Annotated in this window: 21 protein-coding genes and 1 other annotated feature; all 21 genes read left to right on the forward strand. The window is 42.4% G+C overall.

The window, feature by feature from the left end:
* Positions 1-250: 250 nt before the first annotated feature.
* The 21 genes from FZC88_RS02640 (at position 251) to pyrE (ending at position 21,213) form a co-directional block, all read left to right on the forward strand.
* Positions 251-538: a YlmC/YmxH family sporulation protein gene (locus FZC88_RS02640; protein ID WP_148968672.1), complete on the forward strand. Its 288-nt coding sequence runs from the start codon at positions 251-253 to the stop codon at positions 536-538.
* Between the two features lie 50 nt (positions 539-588).
* Positions 589-1,425, forward strand: coding sequence for a peptidoglycan editing factor PgeF (gene pgeF, locus FZC88_RS02645; protein ID WP_148993553.1), 837 nt, complete (start codon positions 589-591; stop codon positions 1,423-1,425).
* Entirely contained in the window at positions 1,412-2,086 is a 675-nt protein-coding gene (locus FZC88_RS02650; RefSeq protein WP_148993554.1) for a YggS family pyridoxal phosphate-dependent enzyme, read from the forward strand. The genes pgeF and FZC88_RS02650 overlap by 14 nt, the downstream gene beginning before the upstream one ends.
* A gap of 16 nt (positions 2,087-2,102) precedes the next feature.
* Entirely contained in the window at positions 2,103-2,546 is a 444-nt protein-coding gene (locus FZC88_RS02655; RefSeq protein WP_113968289.1) for a cell division protein SepF, read from the forward strand.
* 8 nt (positions 2,547-2,554) lie between these two features.
* Entirely contained in the window at positions 2,555-2,818 is a 264-nt protein-coding gene (locus tag FZC88_RS02660) for a YggT family protein (RefSeq protein ID WP_148968675.1), read from the forward strand.
* Between the two features lie 97 nt (positions 2,819-2,915).
* Positions 2,916-3,686, forward strand: coding sequence for a YlmH family RNA-binding protein (locus tag FZC88_RS02665; RefSeq protein WP_148993555.1), 771 nt, complete (start codon positions 2,916-2,918; stop codon positions 3,684-3,686).
* Positions 3,687-3,775: 89 nt separating this feature from the next.
* Entirely contained in the window at positions 3,776-4,291 is a 516-nt protein-coding gene (locus tag FZC88_RS02670) for a DivIVA domain-containing protein (protein ID WP_098350955.1), read from the forward strand.
* A 50-nt stretch (positions 4,292-4,341) separates the two neighbouring features.
* Positions 4,342-4,579 (forward strand) — a binding site (T-box leader).
* Positions 4,580-4,684: 105 nt separating this feature from the next.
* Entirely contained in the window at positions 4,685-7,456 is a 2,772-nt protein-coding gene (gene ileS, locus FZC88_RS02675) for an isoleucine--tRNA ligase (RefSeq protein WP_148993556.1), read from the forward strand.
* Between the two features lie 132 nt (positions 7,457-7,588).
* Positions 7,589-7,870, forward strand: a complete 282-nt coding sequence (locus FZC88_RS02680; protein ID WP_148968678.1) for a hypothetical protein — start codon at positions 7,589-7,591, stop codon at positions 7,868-7,870.
* Between the two features lie 107 nt (positions 7,871-7,977).
* Entirely contained in the window at positions 7,978-8,496 is a 519-nt protein-coding gene (gene lspA, locus FZC88_RS02685) for a signal peptidase II (protein WP_148968679.1), read from the forward strand.
* A complete protein-coding gene (locus tag FZC88_RS02690) occupies positions 8,444-9,355 on the forward strand; it encodes an RluA family pseudouridine synthase (RefSeq protein WP_148993557.1) in 912 nt (303 codons plus the stop codon). Before lspA ends, FZC88_RS02690 begins: the two co-directional genes overlap by 53 nt.
* A 187-nt stretch (positions 9,356-9,542) precedes the next feature.
* The gene (gene pyrR, locus FZC88_RS02695; RefSeq protein ID WP_113968281.1) at positions 9,543-10,088 is read left to right on the forward strand and encodes a bifunctional pyr operon transcriptional regulator/uracil phosphoribosyltransferase PyrR; all 546 of its coding nucleotides are present in this window, start codon (positions 9,543-9,545) and stop codon (positions 10,086-10,088) included.
* A gap of 148 nt (positions 10,089-10,236) precedes the next feature.
* Positions 10,237-11,550 (forward strand): uracil-xanthine permease family protein, encoded by a 1,314-nt coding sequence (locus FZC88_RS02700; protein ID WP_148993558.1) that lies wholly within the window; start codon positions 10,237-10,239, stop codon positions 11,548-11,550.
* A gap of 177 nt (positions 11,551-11,727) precedes the next feature.
* Positions 11,728-12,606, forward strand: coding sequence for an aspartate carbamoyltransferase catalytic subunit (locus FZC88_RS02705; protein ID WP_148994264.1), 879 nt, complete (start codon positions 11,728-11,730; stop codon positions 12,604-12,606).
* A 16-nt stretch (positions 12,607-12,622) separates the two neighbouring features.
* The gene (locus FZC88_RS02710; protein ID WP_148993559.1) at positions 12,623-13,909 is read left to right on the forward strand and encodes a dihydroorotase; all 1,287 of its coding nucleotides are present in this window, start codon (positions 12,623-12,625) and stop codon (positions 13,907-13,909) included.
* The gene (locus FZC88_RS02715; protein ID WP_148993560.1) at positions 13,906-14,997 is read left to right on the forward strand and encodes a carbamoyl phosphate synthase small subunit; all 1,092 of its coding nucleotides are present in this window, start codon (positions 13,906-13,908) and stop codon (positions 14,995-14,997) included. The genes FZC88_RS02710 and FZC88_RS02715 overlap by 4 nt, the downstream gene beginning before the upstream one ends.
* Positions 14,990-18,202, forward strand: coding sequence for a carbamoyl-phosphate synthase large subunit (gene carB, locus FZC88_RS02720; RefSeq protein WP_148993561.1), 3,213 nt, complete (start codon positions 14,990-14,992; stop codon positions 18,200-18,202). The genes FZC88_RS02715 and carB overlap by 8 nt, the downstream gene beginning before the upstream one ends.
* Positions 18,199-18,972, forward strand: a complete 774-nt coding sequence (locus FZC88_RS02725; RefSeq protein WP_148993562.1) for a dihydroorotate dehydrogenase electron transfer subunit — start codon at positions 18,199-18,201, stop codon at positions 18,970-18,972. Before carB ends, FZC88_RS02725 begins: the two co-directional genes overlap by 4 nt.
* A complete protein-coding gene (locus tag FZC88_RS02730) occupies positions 18,969-19,910 on the forward strand; it encodes a dihydroorotate dehydrogenase (protein ID WP_148993563.1) in 942 nt (313 codons plus the stop codon). Before FZC88_RS02725 ends, FZC88_RS02730 begins: the two co-directional genes overlap by 4 nt.
* The gene (pyrF, locus tag FZC88_RS02735) at positions 19,882-20,589 is read left to right on the forward strand and encodes an orotidine-5'-phosphate decarboxylase (protein WP_148993564.1); all 708 of its coding nucleotides are present in this window, start codon (positions 19,882-19,884) and stop codon (positions 20,587-20,589) included. Before FZC88_RS02730 ends, pyrF begins: the two co-directional genes overlap by 29 nt.
* Entirely contained in the window at positions 20,590-21,213 is a 624-nt protein-coding gene (gene pyrE, locus FZC88_RS02740; RefSeq protein WP_148993565.1) for an orotate phosphoribosyltransferase, read from the forward strand.
* Positions 21,214-21,298: the final 85 nt, after the last annotated feature.

Raw genomic sequence — 21,298 nt, forward strand, 5'->3', positions numbered from 1 at the left:
CCCAGAGGCGACAAGCATAAGGCGAATCATCCGGAAAGGCGTTCTTTGCCTTTTTGGATGGTTTGACTTATGACCTCGAGCCTCTAAGYCCTGTAGCTGGACAAAAGAAAAGAAAAGCGGATCTCCTTCGGGTAGGTCTGCCTTTTTTTTTGTTGCATACACTATTATTAACTACTTGAATTGGGTGAATGAACAGTCTTTGAATATATGGTACACAATGAAAAACAACAAGAAGAGAGGGTGAAAACAGATGGTACGTATATCTGAATTTCAGGTGAAAGATGTTGTGAGTATATCTGACGGACGGAAATTAGGGAATATAGGGGATATAGAAATTAACCTGGATACTGGAAGAATTGAGGCCATTGTCATCGGTGGTGGAGGGAAGATATTGGGTTTCTTCGGAAAAGATGAAGATATTGTGATTCCTTGGAGCAGCATTGTAAAAATAGGGGAAGATGTTATTCTGGTCAGATATAAAGAAAGTCATTATATTCAAGGTCAACTGCAGGAACCGAAACAAGCCCCCGATACATGACGAATCTTCAGGGAATATGGTACACTTAATAAAAACGAAGGAGATTCAACGTGTCAAAGGAGCCTTTCAATAGAGAAACAGAATCTTATTATTCTATAAATACATGGACGAAAAGTAATCCTCGACTAGTTGCAGGGATCACAACAAGATGGGGTGGTGTCAGTACCGGACCATTTCACTCTTTCAATATGGGATTGCACGTGGGAGACGATGAATCTTCAGTGATTCAAAATCGTCAATTACTTGCTTCCAGTTTGATGATGCCAGTTGAATCATGGGCGGCTGCTGAGCAAACCCATGGAAACAACATTCATACAGTAGGAAAAGTAGACATGGGAAAAGGTGCAGAGCACTATCATACCAGCATTAAAGAAACTGATGGCTTTATTGCTCGGAATGAGAATATTCTATTGACGATGTGTTATGCGGATTGTGTACCTCTCTATTTCCTGGATAAAGATTCGGGTACAATCGGATTGGCCCATGCCGGATGGAAAGGTACTGTTTTACAAATAGGGCCCAAAATGGTCGATGCTTTTATGGAGAAAGGTGCCTCCATGTCTTCCCTGGAGGTTGTGATCGGGCCATCCATATGTAAGAATTGCTATGTAGTTGATGACTATGTGATCAATAAAGTGAAAAAAACACTAGAAGATGAAAACAACTTACCCTATAATTTAAAGGAAGAGGGACAATATTACCTCGATTTAAAGAAATTGAATGAACAGCTTTTAGTGCAAGCTGGTTTAAATGCTGAACAAATCCACACTTCTAGTTATTGTTCATCCTGTCACAATGAGTTTTTCTCATACAGAAGAGATGGTGGTAAAACAGGAAGAATCATGAGCTTCATTGGCTGGAAGGAGAAAAAAAATGAAGGTATCTGAAAAACTTAAAATCATCCAGAAAAATATTGAAAACGCATGTGAAAGCAGTGGAAGAAATCCTGAAGCCGTACATGTTGTAGCGGTCACTAAATACGTTTCAATTGAGAGAGCCGAAGAAGCTGTTGAAGCCGGCCTCATGCACTTAGGTGAGAACCGTGACGAAGGAATGCTCTCAAAGTGGGATGTTCTACAGGACAAACCCCAGTGGCATTTTATTGGTTCTCTGCAAACTAGAAAAGTAAAAAACATCATTGATAAAGTATCATACATACATTCTCTGGATCGTCTGTCATTAGCCAAAGAAATTCATAAAAGAGCGGACAAGCCTGTGTCCTGTTTTGTTCAAGTGAATGTTTCGGGAGAAGATTCTAAACATGGGTTATCACCTCAAGAGGTAAAAGAATTTATTGTGAGTCTAAAAGACTTCACAAATATTAAAGTCGTAGGATTAATGACGATGGCTCCACATACGGACGATGAACCATTCTTAAGGACTTGTTTTAGACACTTGAAAACAATCCAGGAAGAAGTCATCTCTTTAAACCTCCCATATGCCCCTTGTTCAGAATTATCAATGGGGATGAGCAATGATTACATGATTGCAATCGAAGAGGGAGCTACGTTTATTCGTATTGGAACTGCATTAGTTGGAAATGACTGAGAGGGGATGAATACAAATGGGTATCAAGTCAAAGTTTAAAACGTTCTTTTTGTTGGATGAAGATGAATATGATTATGAAGAAGAAAAGTTTGAAGAAGAATATGAGGAGAAAAAGCCCATGAAGTCGCAGCTTTCAAATTCGAAACAAAATGTTGTAAGTCTTCAAAGTGTTCAAAAATCTTCTAAGATGATTCTGGTTGAGCCAAGAGTATATGCCGAAGCTCAAGAGATTGCTGATCATTTAAAGAATAGACGCTCTGTACTGGTAAACTTACAGCGGATTCAACATGATCAAGCGAAACGCATTGTCGACTTTTTAAGTGGAACTGTGTACGCAATTGGAGGCGACATTCAGCGTGTAGGAGATAATATTTTTCTTTGTACGCCTGATAATGTGGAAGTGAGCGGAAATATCTCAGAGTTCTTGAAAGAAGAAGATCTATCAGATTCGAGGTGGTAATGTAAATTATGGTGTTGCTTTATGAGATTTTATCGAACCTTATTCAAATTTACTCCTGGGCTTTAATCATTTATATATTAATGTCCTGGTTTCCAAATGCAAGGGAATCGGCAATTGGTCAGTTCTTATCAAGAATATGCGAACCGTATTTAGAGCCGTTCAGACGTTTCGTTCCTTCAATCGGGATGATTGATATTTCACCAATCGTGGCATTCATTGTGTTGAACTTGGCGCAATCTGGGTTATACCAATTATTTAGATGGCTTATATAATTGAGAATCAGGATATCAAATTTCCTTTAAAGAACTGAAACCGGATTGAACAGTTTCAGTTCTTTTATTTTGGGTAAATCACATAGGGGGTGAGCATGTGTCTTCAATTTATCAACATTTCAGGCAGGATGAGAAAGAGTTTGTTGATGCTGTACTGGAGTGGAAACTGGCGGTGGAAAATCAATATTCAGCCAAACGAACGGACTTTTTGGATCCAAGACAACAGTATATTGTCGAGTCGATTATCGGAAACAACGACGAAATTCTTTTCTCCTTTTACCCTGAGAATACGGAGAGGAAGAGAGCATTATTATATCCTTCTTATTTTCAACCTGAGGAAGAAGATTTTGGTATTAAGTTATTTGAAATACAGTACCCGTCCAAGTTTGTTACAATAGAGCATAGACAGGTATTAGGGACTCTCATGTCATTAGGGTTGAGACGGGAAAAATTCGGTGACATTCTATCTGAGGACGATACCATTCAACTCATGCTCGCAGATGAGATTTCTGAATACGTCAGGATGGAACTCACACAAATAGGCAAAGCGAAGATTTCCATGAAGGATATTCCAATGAAGGATCGAATCGAGAGCAAGGAAGAATGGATGGAAAAAGTGACTACTGTAAGCTCCCTGCGGTTAGATGTCGTTCTCGCAGCAATCTATAATGATTCCCGTCAAAAATCTCAAACATTGATTAAAAGCAATCATGTAAAAGTCAATTGGAAAACGGTCGAGAATGCCTCCTTTGAAGTAGAAGCTGGGGATGTAATTTCAGCAAGAGGATATGGTAGAAGTAAGTTATTGTCCATTGAAGGAAGAACAAAAAGGGATAAATGGCGAATTTCTGTTGGAATACTGAAATAATTTAAGAAAATTAAAGGAATTCTCCCACATACTGTCGAAATTTTAGTTATAATAAATATGTAATTCACCAAGTACTGGAGGTGGCTCCCATGCCTTTAACGCCATTAGACATACATAATAAAGAATTTAGTCGTGGCTTTCGTGGTTATGATGAGGACGAGGTTAATGAATTTTTAGATCAAATTATTAAGGATTATGAAATTCTTATCCGAGAGAAGAAGGAAACGGAAGAACGTTTAAACTCCTTGAATGAACGTTTAGGCCATTTTACAAACATCGAGGAAACGTTAAACAAGTCAATCGTCATCGCTCAAGAAGCAGGGGAAGAAGTTAAGCGTAATGCAATGAAAGAATCGAAGCTGATCATTAAGGAAGCCGAAAAGAATGCTGATCGCATCGTTAATGAATCATTATCTAAAGCCCGTAAGATTGCCATCGAGATTGAAGAGCTCAAGAAGCAGTCAAAGGTGTTCCGGACTCGTTTCAAAATGTTAATCGAAGCTCAGCTTGATTTACTTGATACAAATGATTGGGATCAATTAATGGAATTTGATCTGGACGCAACAGATTTAAAAACTTTAAAAGAAGAAGAGACATTGTCTTGACGAAAAGCGCAATACTTTCATATAATTGAACAACAATCTAAATTGCCATAATGAAGGCTAAGACAGGGACAGTACGTTTCTTATGATATTTCCTTTATAGCGAGTCGGGGACGGTGTAAGCCCGACAAGGAACAAAGGTACGGAAAATCACCCTCGAGCTCCATTCATGAAATTCACTTCTGGAGAGTAATGAATAGCGTCTTGTTCACGTTACGAATCAAAACGAGTGAAGATCGGTTTCGATCTTTATGAGGGTGGTACCGCGGGAAAAGCTTTCTCGTCCCTTTACAGGGATGAGGAAGCTTTTTTTGTTTCCAAAAGGGATAGCCTGATTAAGAATTGCAGGTTTTAGAAAAGATGGCAATTAAGAGAAACGTTTAGGAGGAAGATTTCATGGAGTATAAAGATACATTATTGATGCCGAAGACGGAATTTCCGATGAGAGGAAATTTACCAAAACGAGAACCGGATACACAGAATAAATGGGAAGAAATGGATATTTATCAAAAAGTGCAGGAGAGAACGAATGATCGTCCATTATTTGTTCTTCACGATGGACCTCCATATGCCAATGGAAATATTCATATGGGTCACGCATTAAATAAAATTCTTAAGGACTTTATCGTCCGCTATAAATCCATGAGTGGATTCCATGCACCATATGTTCCAGGCTGGGACACTCATGGTTTACCGATTGAGCAGGCGTTAACGAACAAAGGCGTGAAGCGTAAAGAAATGACTATCGCTGAGTTCCGTAAATTGTGTGAAGAATATGCTTATGAGCAAGTTGATAACCAACGCACTCAGTTCAAACAATTAGGGGTCCGTGGTGATTGGGATAATCCATATATCACCTTAAAGCCTGAGTACGAAGCTCAACAGATTAAAGTGTTTGGTGATATGGCGAAGAAAGGCTATATCTATAAAGGTAAAAAGCCAGTGTACTGGTCTCCTTCAAGTGAATCAGCCTTAGCAGAAGCAGAGATCGAGTATCAGGATAAGCGTTCTCCTTCCATCTACGTTGGTTTCGCCGTTACAGAAGGTAAGGGTGTTCTTGAAGAAGGGACTCAATTAGTCATCTGGACGACAACTCCTTGGACGATTCCTGCCAACCTGGGAATTGCCGTGCATGAAGATTTAAGCTATGTCGTTGTCAATGTGAAAGAAAGCAGCTATGTAGTAGCAGAAGATTTATTGGAAGAAGTTGCGAAGAATCTGGAATGGGAAGATTACTCAGTATTCAATAAGGTTAAAGGTGCGGAGCTTGAGCATATCGTGGCAAAACATCCATTATATGATCGGGATTCACTTGTTGTCCTAGGCGAACATGTTACAACTGAATCTGGTACAGGGTGTGTTCATACTGCACCAGGACACGGGGAAGATGACTTCCTGGTAGGAAAGAAATATGGTTTGGATGTGTTATGTCCAGTAGACGATAAAGGAGTAATGACCTCAGAAGCACCTGGATTTGAAGGCTTGTTCTATGATAAAGCCAATAAGCCGATTACCGAAAAGTTACAGGAAACAGGAGCATTATTAAAGCTTAACTTTATCACTCACTCCTATCCACATGATTGGCGTACGAAAAAGCCTGTTATCTTTAGAGCGACGGCACAATGGTTTGCGTCAATCGATAAATTCCGTAAAGAATTGCTGGAAGCTGTCAATGAAACGAAATGGGTCCCAACTTGGGGGGAAACACGCCTTTACAATATGGTCAGAGACCGTGGAGACTGGTGTATTTCAAGACAACGTGCATGGGGAGTGCCGATCCCGGTATTTTATGCTGAAAATGGCCAGGAAATCATTACAGATGAAACAATCGACCATGTATCGAAGCTCTTCCGTGAACATGGATCAAACATCTGGTTTGAAAAAGAAGCGAAGGATCTTCTACCTGAAGGATTTACCCATGAAGGAAGTCCGAATGGGAAGTTCACAAAAGAACAGGATATCATGGACGTCTGGTTTGATTCAGGTTCCTCACATCAAGCGGTACTTGAAGAAAGAAATGACCTCGAGCGTCCTGCAGACCTTTATTTAGAGGGATCTGACCAATATCGCGGATGGTTTAACTCTTCTTTGACTACAAGTGTAGCAGTGACGGGTAAAGCTCCATATAAAGGCGTGTTAAGTCATGGATTTGCTCTTGATGGGGACGGAAGAAAAATGAGTAAATCATTAGGGAACGTAGTCGTTCCTGAAAAAGTGATGAAGCAGCTTGGAGCCGATATCCTTCGCCTTTGGGTTGCATCGGTTGATTATCAAGCGGATGTACGTGTATCAGATCCAATCTTGAAGCAAGTGGCTGAAGTGTATCGTAAAATCCGTAATACGTACCGTTTCTTATTAGGAAATCTTTCTGACTTTGATCCAAGTACCAATGCGGTATCCTTCGATCAATTAAGAGAAGTGGATCAATTCATGCTTGTAAAGCTGAATGATCTTGTGAAAAATGTGAGAAATTCATACGACAAATATGAGTTTGCAAGCATCTATCACGCTGTAAATAATTTCTGTACGCTTGATTTAAGTTCATTCTATTTAGACTTTTCGAAGGATGTTTTATATATTGAGTCAGAAAATCATGAAGAGCGTCGTGCCATTCAAACTGTGTTATATGAATCCCTGGTTGCTCTTACGAAACTGATGTCTCCAATCCTTTCTCATACAGCTGATGAAGTGTGGGCTCATATCCCTGGAGTAGAGGGAGAAAGTGTTCAACTTACTGATATGCCTGAAGTGCAAGAGTTAAGAAACTCTGATGAGTTGAAGAAGAAATGGAATGCTTTCCTTGAGTTAAGAGATGATGTATTAAAGGGTCTTGAAGAAGCTCGCAATCAGAAGATGATTGGGAAATCATTAACGGCTAAAGTGACTCTATACGTGAATGATGAAACGAAAGCTTTACTCGGTTCCATTAAGGAAGACTTAAAACAATTGTTCATCGTGTCCGCCTTTGAAATCGGTGGATCATTGAGCGAAGCACCTGAACATGCATTAAGTCTTGGTGAAAACAATATTGTCGTCGAAAAAGCCGAGGGTGAAACATGTGACCGCTGTTGGGTTGTCACAACCACAGTGGGTGAGGATAAGGATCATCCGACGCTTTGCACACGCTGTGCATCAGTAGTGAAAGAAAGCTATTCTCACCTGACATAATACCGAAAGGCTGACCCGCATTTTATGTGGGTCAGCCTTTTTTATTTGTCTTTTTCTAATTCCAAAATTGCTATATCTTGCAACACAATTTTCAGGTGTGTTTCCCCCATACTATAAATGGAGGGATCAAAGATGACATATGACCGATACACATCCATTGTTCAAGAGCTGACAACATCGTTGCAAGAGCTGGAGGCAAGTAGATCTCAACATCCTTTAATTCAGCAGTATATTGATGATGAAATTACCGAAGTAAAACAAGCCCTAAATCGTGTTAGAGATAATCAATACGGGTATTGTGAAATGAGTGGAGAAGAAATCCCCTTTGATTTCATAAAGATGAACCCGACCTGCTCAACGCTTCATGATGCATTGGAGTGGAGACGATTTGGAAAGATCTCATCTTATTCCTGAGTGCTAAGCGCGGGTTTCATCGTTCTCATTTAGTTTAAGTGTCTTTATTTCCCCTTTTATGCTAAAATGCAAAGGTAATCATTTTACGATGTTCGGAGGTTGCCTTTGTGTTTTATTATTTATTGGCTTTGGTTGTGATTGGACTAGATCAATTAACAAAATGGTTGGTTGTGAAACGAATGACAGAAGGAGAAAGTATAAAGATTATAGACAATTTTTTATATCTTACTTCTCATCGAAATCAAGGTGCAGCATGGGGAATACTTCAAGGGCAAATGTGGTTTTTTTACATTATTACAGTAGTAGTGATTGTAGGTATCGTGTATTATATGCAAGTCCATGCAAAAGGGCATTCTTTATTTAGTTTAAGTTTAGCCTTTATGCTTGGTGGAGCTATTGGAAACTTTATTGACCGTGTCTTTCGGAAAGAAGTGGTTGATTTCTTAAATACATACATCTTTTCCTATGATTTTCCGATCTTTAATATTGCCGATGCAGCATTAACCATTGGAGTAGCATTGTTACTAATTTACATGTATTTAGACGAACGAAAAGCAAAGAAGGAGAACAAAAATGGAAGTAATTCAGCACAACATACAGCAGGAAGACCAGGGAGAACGAATTGATAAAGTCGTAAGTCAGTTGAACAAGGAATGGTCCCGTTCACAGGTTCAACAATGGATAAAAGAAGGTCATATTAAAGTTAATGGTGAGGCAGTCAAACCTAATTTCAAATGTCCAGCGGATGCAGTAATCGAGGTTTCGATCCCGGAACCCGAAGAGTTGGATGTAGAGCCGGAAGACCTCAATCTTGACATTGCCTATGAAGATGGGGATGTCATTGTTGTAAACAAGCCAAAGGGAATGGTGGTTCACCCTGCACCTGGGCATTATTCAGGGACAATGGTGAATGGATTGATGTTTCACTGTAAGGATTTATCCGGCATTAATGGAGTTCTAAGACCAGGGATCGTCCATCGTATAGATAAGGACACTTCAGGCTTACTGATGGTGGCGAAAAATGATATGGCTCACGAGCATTTGGTTAATCAGCTTGTAGCAAAGTCCGTAACAAGAAAATATACGGCCATTGTACATGGCCTGATTCCCCATGAATACGGCACCATTGATGCTCCGATCGGAAGGGACCCTAAAGATCGCCAAAGTATGGCTGTAGTGGATAACGGCAAACAAGCGGTGACACACTTCAGAGTGTTGGATCGATATAAAGATTTCACATTAGTCGAATGTGAATTGGAGACGGGTCGAACGCATCAAATCCGTGTGCACATGAAGTATATCGGCTTCCCGCTTGCGGGGGATCCAAAGTATGGACCACGAAAGACATTGAGCATTGAAGGACAGGCCCTTCACGCGGGTGTGTTAGGTTTTGTCCATCCTAGAACAGAAGAGTATATGGAATTCCACACGGAGTTACCTCACGAGTTCACTAAACTTGTGAAGCATCTTGAAAATAATCGTTGACAAATTTCGACTGTACCTATATGATTTAGTTAATTGAATAAGTAACCTTTAATACGGTCCCGTGAGGCTGAGAAGGAGCATGTACGACCAAATCATTTTGGCGTGCAATCAGATTACAACGATAAGTGTGCCCTCTCATCCATCCGGTGAGAGGGATTTTTTATTTTATTGAAACGAGGTGGCGTAAATGACTAAAAAAGCTACGGTTCTGGATCAACCCGCCATTCGAAGGGCACTGACAAGAATCGCCCATGAAATCATCGAGCGTAACAAAGGAATTGAAGATTGTATTCTGGTTGGTATTAAAACAAGAGGCATTTACATCGCTAATCGATTAGCCGAGCGAATTCATGATATTGAAGGTGAGCAAATTCCCGTAGGGGAAATAGACATCACTCTATACCGGGATGACTTATCAAAGAAAACAGAGGATCATGAACCAGAGGTCAAAGGTTCTGACCTGCCTGTTGATATTACGAACAAGAAAGTAATCCTGGTAGACGATGTATTATTCACAGGAAGAACGGTCCGGGCTGGTTTGGACGCATTAATGGATCTCGGACGACCAAGTCAAATTCAACTTGCAGTGCTGGTGGACCGGGGACATAGAGAATTACCGATAAGGGCTGACTTTGTCGGAAAGAATATTCCTACATCAAGCTCCGAAAAAATCATGGTTGCCTTAACCGAGGTCGATCAGGAAGATATCGTTGCAATTCACGAAAAAGAATGACGTAAGTCCTTTTAAGAGTGGTCCCGTGAGGCTGACAAAGGATGGGAATGAAGGTAGAAACAGGCCTTCTTGTACCCTCTTTGTGCCCTCTTTAGGACAAAGAGGGTTTTTTTATGGGGAAATTTGGGTATTAGAGGAGGAAACATAAATGAATCAAAATCATCAAGTTGTGTTAGACGTAGAAGAAGTGCCGAAGTTAGGAAAATGGATCACATTGAGTATACAGCATCTATTCGCCATGTTTGGGGCTACGGTATTGGTTCCATTCCTGGTAGGGCTAAGCCCTGGGGTTGCCCTTATCTCAAGTGGATTAGGAACACTTGCTTACCTCTTGATCACAAGAGGAAGAATCCCTGCTTATTTAGGATCATCCTTCGCATTCATCGCACCTATTCTTGCTGCAAAAAGTTTTGGAGGTCCTGAGGCTGCCATGATGGGAAGCTTTCTCGCCGGAATAGTGTACGGAATCGTAGCATTGCTCATCTCGAAACTGGGGCTGAAATGGCTTGTACGGATTCTTCCGCCGATAGTTGTAGGACCTGTGATTATGGTTATTGGATTAGGACTGGCAGGAACGGCTGTTAATATGGCCATGTACGAAAATCCTGGAGCAGATGAATTGGTTTACAGCAACACACACTTCATGGTAGCTCTTGCCACTCTGGCCATTACGGTGATTTGCTCGATATACTTTAAAGGCTTTCTCGGTATGGTGCCGATTTTAGCCGGAATCGTTGGAGGGTATATCATAGCGGTTTTTGCGGGATTAGTGAACTTCCAAAAGGTGTTGGATGCTCCGCTCTTACAAATGCCGGATTTCTTTATCCCATTCATTGACTACACACCAAGCTTCTCTTGGGAAATCGTGTCCATCATGGTACCAGTTGCCCTCGTAACCTTGGCAGAGCATACTGGAGACCAGATGGTTCTAAGTAAAGTAGTTGGACGGAACTTCATTGAAAAGCCAGGTCTTCACCGCTCCATTCTTGGGGATGGGGTAGCAACGGTGATTGCATCCTTTCTCGGTGGACCACCTAATACAACGTATGGTGAAAACATTGGAGTATTAGCCATAACACGTGTATTCAGCGTATTCGTCATCGGAGGAGCCGCGGTTCTTGCCATCATGTTCGGGTTTATCGGGAAGATAACAGCCTTGATTGGATCGATTCCATCAGCCGTCATGGGCGGAGTTTCCATCCTTCTGTTCGGAATCATCGCATCTAGCGGACTGCGCATGCTGATTGATAACAAAGTAGACCTGGGAAACAAGCGAAACCTGGTAATTTCCTCAGTGATCCTGGTGATCGGGGTAGGTGGGGCATTCGTGAAGGTCAACGAGCAGGTATCCTTATCAGGAATGGCGCTTGCGGCAATTGTCGGAGTTTTCCTTAACCTTGTCTTACCAGGCAGAGAAGAAAGCGAAGGGGAAAACAACTTATTCGAAGAAGAAAATGCTTAACAAGATGTTGCATAGAAGCACCTTTTAACATGGTCCAGAGAGTCTAGGAAGGGTGAATTTGAACAAGTCAGGCACGTGGGATTTTTCGCACTGTCCCTGTTGGCATGTTCAAAAACACCCTGTCAGAAAATTGACAGGGTGTTTTTTTGAAAGAAGAGAAGAAAGGGTTGTCCCATGATGAAGAACTTGTTGACAATGAATGATTTATCAAAAGAGGAAATCATTGAAATATTAGATGCGGCTGAACGCTTTAAAGAAGGAGAAACATGGAGGGAAGGCTCCAATAGATATGTAGCCAATCTTTTCTTCGAGGCAAGTACCCGGACGAAATGCAGTTTTGAAATGGCGGAAAGGAAGCTTGGACTCGAGGTCATCCCATTTGAATCACAGACTTCAAGTGTACAAAAGGGAGAAAGCTTGTATGACACGGTGAAAACATTAGAAAGCATCGGTGTTGAAACCGTAGTCATCCGACACTCCATTGAACGATACTTCGATGAACTTGAACCACTTAATTTAAGCGTCATCAACGGAGGCGATGGCTGTGGTAATCATCCTACTCAATGCCTTTTGGACCTGCTGACCATTCGCCAGGAATTTGGAGGGTTTGAAGGACTGAAGGTATCCATCATTGGAGACATTGCCCATAGCCGAGTGGCAAGATCCAATGCAGAAGCGTTAACAAAGCTGGGATCAGAAGTGATGTTCTCTGGACCAAGGGAATGGTTCCCATCACAGGATCGACATCAATATATGCCGATAGATAACTGTATAGCAGACTCTGATGTGGTCATGTTACTTAGAATCCAACATGAGCGCCACGATAGTACCTCATGCTTAACGAAAGAAGAATACCATGAAAGCTTTGGTTTGACGGAAAGTCGAAAAGCACGAATGAAACCAACCGGTATCATTCTTCATCCGGCACCGGTCAACCGTGGAGTTGAAATTGCAGATTCATTGGTGGAATGTGATCAATCAAGAATCTTTAAGCAGATGGAAAATGGAGTATTCGTCAGAATGGCTGTTTTAAAGAGAGCACTTGAAATCAACTAATTAGGGGGAATTTGAAATGAATTGGTTAATTCGAAATGCACGTATTCTATCTAAAAATGGTGATCTTGAGATAGTGGATGTAAAGGTGGAGAATCAGAAAATCATCGAGATGGGAACAGATCTCAAACGTACCGATCACCAGGAATTTCAAGCAGATGGGTTATTGATTTCCCCAGGATTTGTTGATCTTCATGTCCATTTAAGAGAACCGGGGGGAGAACACAAAGAATCAATCGAAACGGGAACAAAAGCTGCTGCCAAGGGTGGATTCACGACCATCGCTGCAATGCCTAATACAAGACCCGTACCTGACTCAGTAGAAAATCTGCAAGCCCTTAACAAAAAAATCTCTGAAACATCCAGTGTTCGGGTGTTACCTTATGCAGCCATCACAGAGAGACAAATTGGGAAAACCCTTAATGATTTACCTTCCTTAAAGGAAAATGGGGCATTTGCCTTCACAGATGACGGGGTAGGGGTGCAATCGGCTGGCATGATGTTTGAGGCCATGAAGAAGGCAGCCGGCATCAATGCATCCATAGTGGCCCACTGTGAAGAGAATACACTGATTTATGGAGGAGCGGTCCATGATGGAACATTCTCCAAAGAGCATGACCTGAATGGGATACCTTCTATCTGTGAGGCAGTACATATATCCCGGGATGTGCTGCTGGCAGAAGCAGCAGGCGTGCATTATCACGTATGTCATATCTCAACGAAAGAGTCAGTAAGAGTGGTCCGCGATGCTAAAAAGGCCGGGATCAATGTGACAGCTGAGGTAACACCACACCATCTTCTCTTATGCGAAGAAGATATTCCGGGACTTGATCCGAATTTCAAGATGAACCCGCCTCTTAGAAGCAAAGAAGATCAGCGAGCGTTAATAGAAGGGTTGCTCGATGGAACCATCGACTTTATCGCGACGGATCATGCACCTCATACTGAAGCAGAGAAATCAGAAGGGATGCAGCTCGCTCCTTTCGGAATAGTTGGATTGGAAACAGCCTTTCCGTTACTCTACACACACTTTGTAGAGAAGGGAATCTTTACGTTAAAGCAGCTAATTGATTGGATGACGATTAAACCAAGCAAAGCCTTTAACCTTCCGTTTGGACTACTAGAAGTAGGAGGAGAAGCTGATTTCACGCTTATAGATATACATGAACAAAAAGTGATTGATCCAGCTGGGTTTTTATCAAAAGGAAAAAACACTCCATTTAAAGGGTGGGAGTGTAAAGGCTTCCCGAAAGCCACTTTTTATCAGGGATCTCTTGTATGGAATGAAGGAGGAAACAAACAATGAAAAGACAACTCATTTTAGATGATGGAACAGTATTCGTAGGAGAAGGCTTTGGAGCGAACAAAGAAACGATTGGAGAAGTGGTATTCAACACAAGTATGACAGGGTATCAGGAAATTCTATCAGACCCATCATACTGTGGCCAGCTTGTCACTTTAACCTATCCCCTCGTAGGGAACTATGGAATCAATCGCGACGATTTTGAGTCCATCACTCCAGCTATCAAAGCATTCATTGTAAGAGAAGTTGCAGATTTTCCTTCTAACTGGAGAAATGAATCAACATTGGATGAATTATTAAAAGTAAAAGGAATTCCAGGAATTTCTGATATCGATACAAGAAAGTTAACAAGGATCATCAGACAGCATGGGGCAATGAAAGGCATCATTTGTTCAGCAGAGTTGGATCCGAAAGAAATGCTTGAGAAATTGCATGATACTGCACTTAGAACCGACCAAGTCATGCAGGTTTCAACGAAAACAGCATATGCCAGTCCGGGAAGAGGATATCGTGTCGTGTTAATGGATTTTGGGATGAAGCACGGAATCCTGAGAGAATTAAACAAGCGTGATTGTGACGTGATTGTGGTTCCTTATCATACATCAGCGGAAGAGATTCGTCGCTTGCAGCCTGACGGGATCATGCTCTCAAATGGACCGGGGGATCCGAAAGATGTACCGGAAGCGATAGAAACGGTTAAAGAGCTCCTGGGGGAAATTCCTCTCTTCGGAATTTGTTTAGGGCATCAATTATTTGCTCTCGCATGTGGAGGCGATTCCTTCAAAATGAAATTTGGTCACAGAGGAGGCAACCATCCAGTCAAAGACTTGAAAACTGGAAAAGTAGCACTGACTTCCCAGAACCACGGTTATGCTGTAGATGAAAAGTCGTTGGCAGGAACTAGGCTTCAAGTTACTCACATGGCCATAAATGATGGAACAGTAGAAGGTTTAAAGCATTTAGATTTCCCTGCCTTCACGGTTCAGTACCACCCGGAAGCATCTCCTGGACCTGAGGATTCAAATTACTTATTCGATGATTTTTTACAACTTATGAAGGAAGAGAAAAGAAAGGAGCTTCAACATGCCTAAACGTACAGACATTAAAAGCATCTTAGTTATCGGGAGCGGACCAATCATCATAGGACAGGCGGCAGAATTCGATTACGCGGGGACTCAAGCGTGCATCGCCTTAAAAGAGGAAGGGTACCGTGTCATCCTCGTCAATTCAAACCCTGCTACGATTATGACCGACGCTGAAATGGCAGATAAAGTGTATATCGAACCACTGACACTGGAGTTTGTCAGTAGAATCATTCGTAAAGAACGTCCGGATGCGGTTCTTCCTACATTAGGTGGTCAAACAGGATTAAACCTGGCTGTTGAACTCGCTAAATCAGGAGTGTTAGAAGAATGTGGAGTGGAAATTCTCGGAACGAAGCTCTCGGCAATCGAGAAGGCAGAAGATCGTGACCTATTTAGAAATTTAATGAATGAACTCGGAGAACCGGTTCCAGAGAGCGAAATCATCCGAACGGTGGATGAAGCGTTTCATTTCGTAGAAAGCGTCGGTTTCCCAGTAATCGTAAGACCAGCCTATACACTGGGTGGGACCGGCGGAGGGATCTGTCACAATGAAGAAGAACTAATTGAAATTGTAACATCAGGCCTGAAGTACAGCCCGGTAACTCAATGTCTACTGGAAAAAAGTATCGCAGGATTTAAAGAGATTGAATACGAGGTTATGAGGGATGCAGCGGATAATGCCATCGTGGTGTGTAATATGGAGAACATCGACCCGGTGGGAATCCATACGGGAGATTCCATCGTCGTAGCTCCAAGTCAAACACTAAGTGACCGGGAGTATCAGATGCTTCGTAATACAAGCTTAAAGATCATCCGCGCATTAGGGATCGAAGGGGGCTGTAACGTCCAGCTTGCCCTTGACCCGGACAGCTTCCAGTATTACATCATCGAAGTGAATCCAAGGGTGAGCCGTTCCTCTGCACTTGCATCAAAAGCAACGGGGTATCCAATTGCCAAGCTTGCAGCAAAAATTGCAGTAGGACTTACCCTGGATGAAATGATGAATCCTGTAACAGGCAAAACATATGCATCATTCGAACCTGCACTGGACTATGTAGTGACGAAAATCCCAAGATGGCCGTTTGATAAATTTGAAGCTGCCAAGCGTAATCTGGGTACACAAATGAAAGCAACCGGTGAAGTAATGGCGATTGGCCGAACGTTCGAAGAGTCACTTCTTAAAGCGATTCGTTCCCTCGAAAGCAATACGTATCATATGGAGTTAAGTGATGCTGAGCAATTTACAGACGAGTGGATCGAGAAGAGAATCCGCAAAGCAGGAGATGAACGACTCTTCTATATCGGGGAAGCACTTAGAAGAGGAGTGACGATTGAAACCATTCATGATTGGAGCAAAATCGATCTTTTCTTCCTGTATAAAATGAATAGAATCGTAGAATTCGAGAAGGAATTAACCTTACATCCCTTCAATCTTGAGCTGGGTCAAAAAGCAAAGCGAATGGGCTTTTCAGACATTACCATTGCCAAGCTATGGAATAGTACAGAAGCTGAATTGTATAGCTGGAGAAAAGAAAATGATTTAACACCTGTCTACAAAATGGTAGATACGTGTGCGGCTGAGTTTGAATCAGAAACTCCTTACTTCTATGGAACCTATGAGGATGAGAATGAATCCAGGGTCACATCAAGGGAAAGTGTCATCGTTCTTGGGTCAGGACCGATCAGGATCGGTCAGGGAGTAGAATTTGATTACGCAACCGTTCACTCTGTCTGGGCCATTAAAGAAGCGGGGTATGAAGCGATCATTGTAAATAACAATCCAGAAACGGTTTCGACCGATTTCAGCATCTCCGATAAATTATACTTTGAACCTCTCACGGTAGAGGATGTCATGCACATCATTGATCTTGAAAAGCCTAAGGGAGTTGTCGTGCAATTTGGTGGGCAAACCGCGATCAATCTGGCAGATGAGCTGGTGAGAAGAGGAGTCACGATTCTCGGTACATCCCTTGAAGATTTAGATCGTGCAGAAAACAGGGATAAATTCGAACACACTCTGAACGAACTTGGCATTCCTCAACCTGAAGGAAAGACAGCGGTATCAGTTGAAGGAGCCATTTCCATTGCTGAACACATCGGATACCCGGTGCTGGTCAGACCGTCTTACGTCCTTGGTGGAAGAGCTATGGAAATTGTTTACCGAGAAGAAGAGCTGCTTCAATACATGAAGAATGCAGTAAAGGTCAACCCGCAGCATCCGGTTTTAATCGACCGTTACCTGATCGGAAAAGAAATAGAAGTGGATGCCATTTCTGACGGAGTGGACGTAGTCGTACCTGGAATCATGGAGCATATCGAACGGGCTGGGGTTCACTCCGGAGATTCCATCGCGGTGTATCCTCCACAGCAGTTGACAGAGGAACAAAAACAAACCATTGTCGATTACACGACACGACTCGCAAAAGGGTTAAATATTGTTGGGTTACTGAATATCCAATATGTGATCTCCAAAGGTGAAGTATTTGTTCTGGAAGTGAATCCACGCTCCAGCCGTACTGTGCCATTCATCAGTAAAATCACCAATGTACCAATGGCGAATATTGCAACCAAGTCCATCCTTGGAATCTCCCTGAAGGATCAAGGATATAAATCAGGACTAATACCTGAAAAACATGGTGTCTATGTGAAGGTTCCTGTATTCTCCTTTGCCAAGCTAAGACGGGTCGACATCACTTTAGGGCCTGAGATGAAATCAACAGGTGAGGTAATGGGGAAAGACCTTACACTGGAAAAAGCCCTCTACAAAGGAATGGTTGCAGCAGGAATGCAAATGAAAGAATATGGATCTGTACTTATGACCGTAGCAGATAAAGACAAAGACGAAGCGGTTCTCCTGGCGAAACGATTTATCGATATCGGGTATCAAATCCTTGCAACAAAAGGTACGGCCGAGCACCTGACAAAAGCAAATATTGCCGTACGTGAAGTGGATAAAATCGGATCCAGCGGACCAACCCTGTTGGATATCATCCAAAGTGGAGAAACACAGCTGGTCATCAATACCTTGACAAAAGGAAAACAACCTGCCCGGGACGGATTTAGAATCCGTAGGGAATCAGTAGAAAACGGCATCCCATGTCTTACATCACTCGATACAGCAGAAGCCATCCTGCGAGTGATTGAATCCATGACATTCTCTGCTGAGGCTCTTCCATCACAACCGAAAACGAGAGAGGCGGTTTTTCAATGATCGTAAATGAAAAGATGGTGGTGCTTTCTCATGAAAGAATAGCTGAAAACATCTTTGAATTAGTTCTACAAGGAGAATTGGTGAGAGAGATCAAAGCTCCCGGACAATTTGTCCATATTAAAGTGGGTACGGGAATAGACCCTTTACTGAGGAGGCCGATTTCCATCGCTTCCCATAACCATGAAGAACTCACCATGACATTGATCTACCGAGCTGAAGGAAAAGGGACGACAATTCTTTCACAAGCGAAAAATGGTGAAATAATAGATGTTTTAGGACCTCTTGGAAATGGGTTCTCAGTGGATAGTGACAGCAGGACCGCTCTATTAGTAGGTGGGGGAATTGGAGTTCCTCCCCTCTATGGTCTTTCTAAAAAGCTGGTTGAAAATGGTTGGATTGTGAAGCACATCCTTGGTTTTCAAACTGAATCCGTGAGCTTTTATGTGAACAAGTTCAGAGAATTGGGGGAAACCTTTGTCGCTACAGTGGATGGAACGCTCGGAACTTCCGGGTATGTAACAGATGTCATTCATAATGAATCTCCGAATTTTGATGTGTTCTACTCATGTGGTCCGACACCTATGCTGAAAGCACTTCAATCCCAATTGGGTGACAGACGCGGATTCATTTCTTTAGAAGAGCGAATGGGATGCGGAATTGGCGCTTGCTTCGCTTGTGTTTGTCACAAACAGGATGATCCACAAGGGTCAAGCTACGTTAAGGTTTGCAGTGACGGACCTGTATTTCCAGTAGGGGTGGTGCTTTTATGAAATCATTAAACATAGAATTACCGGGATTATCATTAAAAAACCCGGTCATGCCGGCATCAGGCTGCTTTGGATTTGGTCGTGAATACAGTCAATTCTATGATTTAAGCGAGCTCGGGGCTATCATGATTAAAGCGACGACAGAAGAAGCTCGTTTTGGAAATCCGACTCCACGCGTTGCAGAGACGAATGCTGGAATGCTGAACGCGATAGGATTACAAAATCCCGGACTCACAGGGGTGATGGAAAACGAACTTCCATGGCTTTCCAAGTACGATGTACCGATCATTGCAAATGTGGCTGGTTCCCAAATGGAGGATTACGTGGAGGTGGCAAGAGTCATCTCAACCGCAGAAAACGTTAAGGCCATTGAATTGAATATCTCCTGCCCAAATGTAAAAACGGGGGGAATAGCCTTTGGTACCATCCCCGAAGTGGCAAAAGAATTGACCGAGAGAGTAAAAGAGGTCACCCAGGTCCCTCTTTATGTAAAGCTATCACCGAATGTCTCCAATATTGTAGAAATGGCCAAGGCTGTCGAAGCAGGGGGAGCAGATGGTCTGACGATGATCAATACACTCCTCGGGATGAGACTGGATATAAAGACTGGAAAACCGATCCTGGCAAATAAAACAGGGGGATTATCCGGCCCAGCCATTAAACCGGTTGCGATCCGTATGATTTATGAAGTAAGTCAACAGGTGGATCTTCCGATTATCGGAATGGGGGGCATACAAACTGCTGAGGATGTCATTGAATATTTTTACGCAGGGGCAAGTGCCATCGCCGTCGGAACAGCAAACTTCGTGGATCCATTCGTGTGTCAACGGATCATTAAAGATTTACCGCCATTACTTGATGAACTGGGAGTGGAGCATATATCCCAACTGACCGGAAGGAGCTGGGGGAAGCATGAATCAAAAGCCGTTTATAGCTCTTGATTTCCCAACGTGGGAGAAGACATCAATCTTTTTAGGTCAATTTTCAGAGAGTTTAAATGTAAAAGTCGGCATGGAGCTGTACCTTCAAAATGGACCGGTTATCATCGAAAAGATCTTAAATAAAAATCATCGTATTTTCCTGGACTTGAAGCTACATGACATTCCCAATACAGTATACGGCGCCATGAAGGGACTTGCCGGGTTCGACCTTGATATGATCAATGTGCATGCTGCAGGCGGAAGTTTAATGATGGAAAAGGCATTGGAAGGTTTACACGCCGGCACTCCAGCCAATCATTCACGCACAAAACTGATTGCCGTCACCCAGTTAACCTCAACAACGGAAGAACAAATGCAGGAAGAGCAACTAATACCTAAAACGATCAACGAATCTGTTTTACATTATGCCAACCTGGCCAAAATGGCGGGTCTTGATGGAGTGGTATGTTCTCCTCACGAATCTTCTCTTATAAAAGAACATTGTGGTGAAGATTTTATTCGGGTCACTCCTGGGATCAGGTTACCAAAAGATCAAAAAGGAGACCAAAAAAGAGTCACCACACCACGTATGGCAAAAGAAATGGGATCTTCTTTCATTGTTGTAGGAAGAAGTATTACTGGAGCAAGTAACCCGGTCGAAGCATATGAACGAATTGTACATGAATGGGAGGGCCTCTAAATGAAACAAGAAATCGCCAAAAAATTATTAGACATCGAAGCCGTATTCTTAAACCCGTCGGAGCCTTTTACATGGTCATCAGGAATCAAGTCCCCGATCTATTGTGATAATCGACTGACCTTATCTTATCCTGCTGTGCGGGATGAAATATCTACGGGTCTTGTCGAGATTATTAAAAAGCAGTTCCCCGATGTGGAAGTCATTGCAGGGACTGCAACAGCTGGAATTCCGCACGCTGCATGGGTAAGTGAAAAACTAAACCTGCCAATGTGTTATGTTCGCTCGAAAGCGAAAGCTCACGGAAAAGGAAAGCAAATTGAAGGGAAAGCTGCTCCTGGTCAAAAAGTGGTCGTAGTTGAAGACCTCATCTCGACAGGCGGAAGCTGTATCACAGCTGTGAACGCCTTAAGAGAAGCGGGCTGCGACGTATTAGGGGTGGCTGCCATTTTTACTTACGAGTTAGAAAAAGGGAAAAGCATGCTTGAAGATCACGACATTATGGCATATGCTCTATCCGATTACTCAAGCTTATTGGATGTAGCACTTCAAAACTCGATCATTCGGGAAGAAGAACTGGAACAATTGAAGCTTTGGAGTGAAAATCCGGAGAAATGGGGCAGTTAAGGTGGAAAGCAACTCTTTTGAGAGTTGCTTTTAGTTTTTTTATGAGGGAAAAACAAAAGCACTCCCACCCTTTTTCAGACTGGAA

Origin of the sequence: Rossellomorea aquimaris (assembly GCF_008180865.1) — a bacterium.
Classification (GTDB): domain Bacteria; phylum Bacillota; class Bacilli; order Bacillales; family Bacillaceae_B; genus Rossellomorea; species Rossellomorea yichunensis.

Coding starts and splice junctions, on each gene's coding strand:
- pyrF (WP_148993564.1), top strand. CDS start 19,882: ATGAATCAAAAGCCGTTTATAGCTCTTGATTTCCCAACGTGGGAGAAG.
- pyrE (WP_148993565.1), top strand. CDS start 20,590: ATGAAACAAGAAATCGCCAAAAAATTATTAGACATCGAAGCCGTATTC.
- FZC88_RS02725 (WP_148993562.1), top strand. CDS start 18,199: ATGATCGTAAATGAAAAGATGGTGGTGCTTTCTCATGAAAGAATAGCT.
- pyrR (WP_113968281.1), top strand. CDS start 9,543: ATGACTAAAAAAGCTACGGTTCTGGATCAACCCGCCATTCGAAGGGCA.
- ileS (WP_148993556.1), top strand. CDS start 4,685: ATGGAGTATAAAGATACATTATTGATGCCGAAGACGGAATTTCCGATG.
- carB (WP_148993561.1), top strand. CDS start 14,990: ATGCCTAAACGTACAGACATTAAAAGCATCTTAGTTATCGGGAGCGGA.
- FZC88_RS02655 (WP_113968289.1), top strand. CDS start 2,103: ATGGGTATCAAGTCAAAGTTTAAAACGTTCTTTTTGTTGGATGAAGAT.
- FZC88_RS02730 (WP_148993563.1), top strand. CDS start 18,969: ATGAAATCATTAAACATAGAATTACCGGGATTATCATTAAAAAACCCG.
- FZC88_RS02670 (WP_098350955.1), top strand. CDS start 3,776: ATGCCTTTAACGCCATTAGACATACATAATAAAGAATTTAGTCGTGGC.
- FZC88_RS02710 (WP_148993559.1), top strand. CDS start 12,623: ATGAATTGGTTAATTCGAAATGCACGTATTCTATCTAAAAATGGTGAT.
- FZC88_RS02680 (WP_148968678.1), top strand. CDS start 7,589: ATGACATATGACCGATACACATCCATTGTTCAAGAGCTGACAACATCG.
- FZC88_RS02640 (WP_148968672.1), top strand. CDS start 251: ATGGTACGTATATCTGAATTTCAGGTGAAAGATGTTGTGAGTATATCT.
- FZC88_RS02700 (WP_148993558.1), top strand. CDS start 10,237: ATGAATCAAAATCATCAAGTTGTGTTAGACGTAGAAGAAGTGCCGAAG.
- FZC88_RS02715 (WP_148993560.1), top strand. CDS start 13,906: ATGAAAAGACAACTCATTTTAGATGATGGAACAGTATTCGTAGGAGAA.
- FZC88_RS02690 (WP_148993557.1), top strand. CDS start 8,444: ATGGAAGTAATTCAGCACAACATACAGCAGGAAGACCAGGGAGAACGA.
- FZC88_RS02660 (WP_148968675.1), top strand. CDS start 2,555: ATGGTGTTGCTTTATGAGATTTTATCGAACCTTATTCAAATTTACTCC.
- FZC88_RS02650 (WP_148993554.1), top strand. CDS start 1,412: ATGAAGGTATCTGAAAAACTTAAAATCATCCAGAAAAATATTGAAAAC.
- FZC88_RS02705 (WP_148994264.1), top strand. CDS start 11,728: ATGAAGAACTTGTTGACAATGAATGATTTATCAAAAGAGGAAATCATT.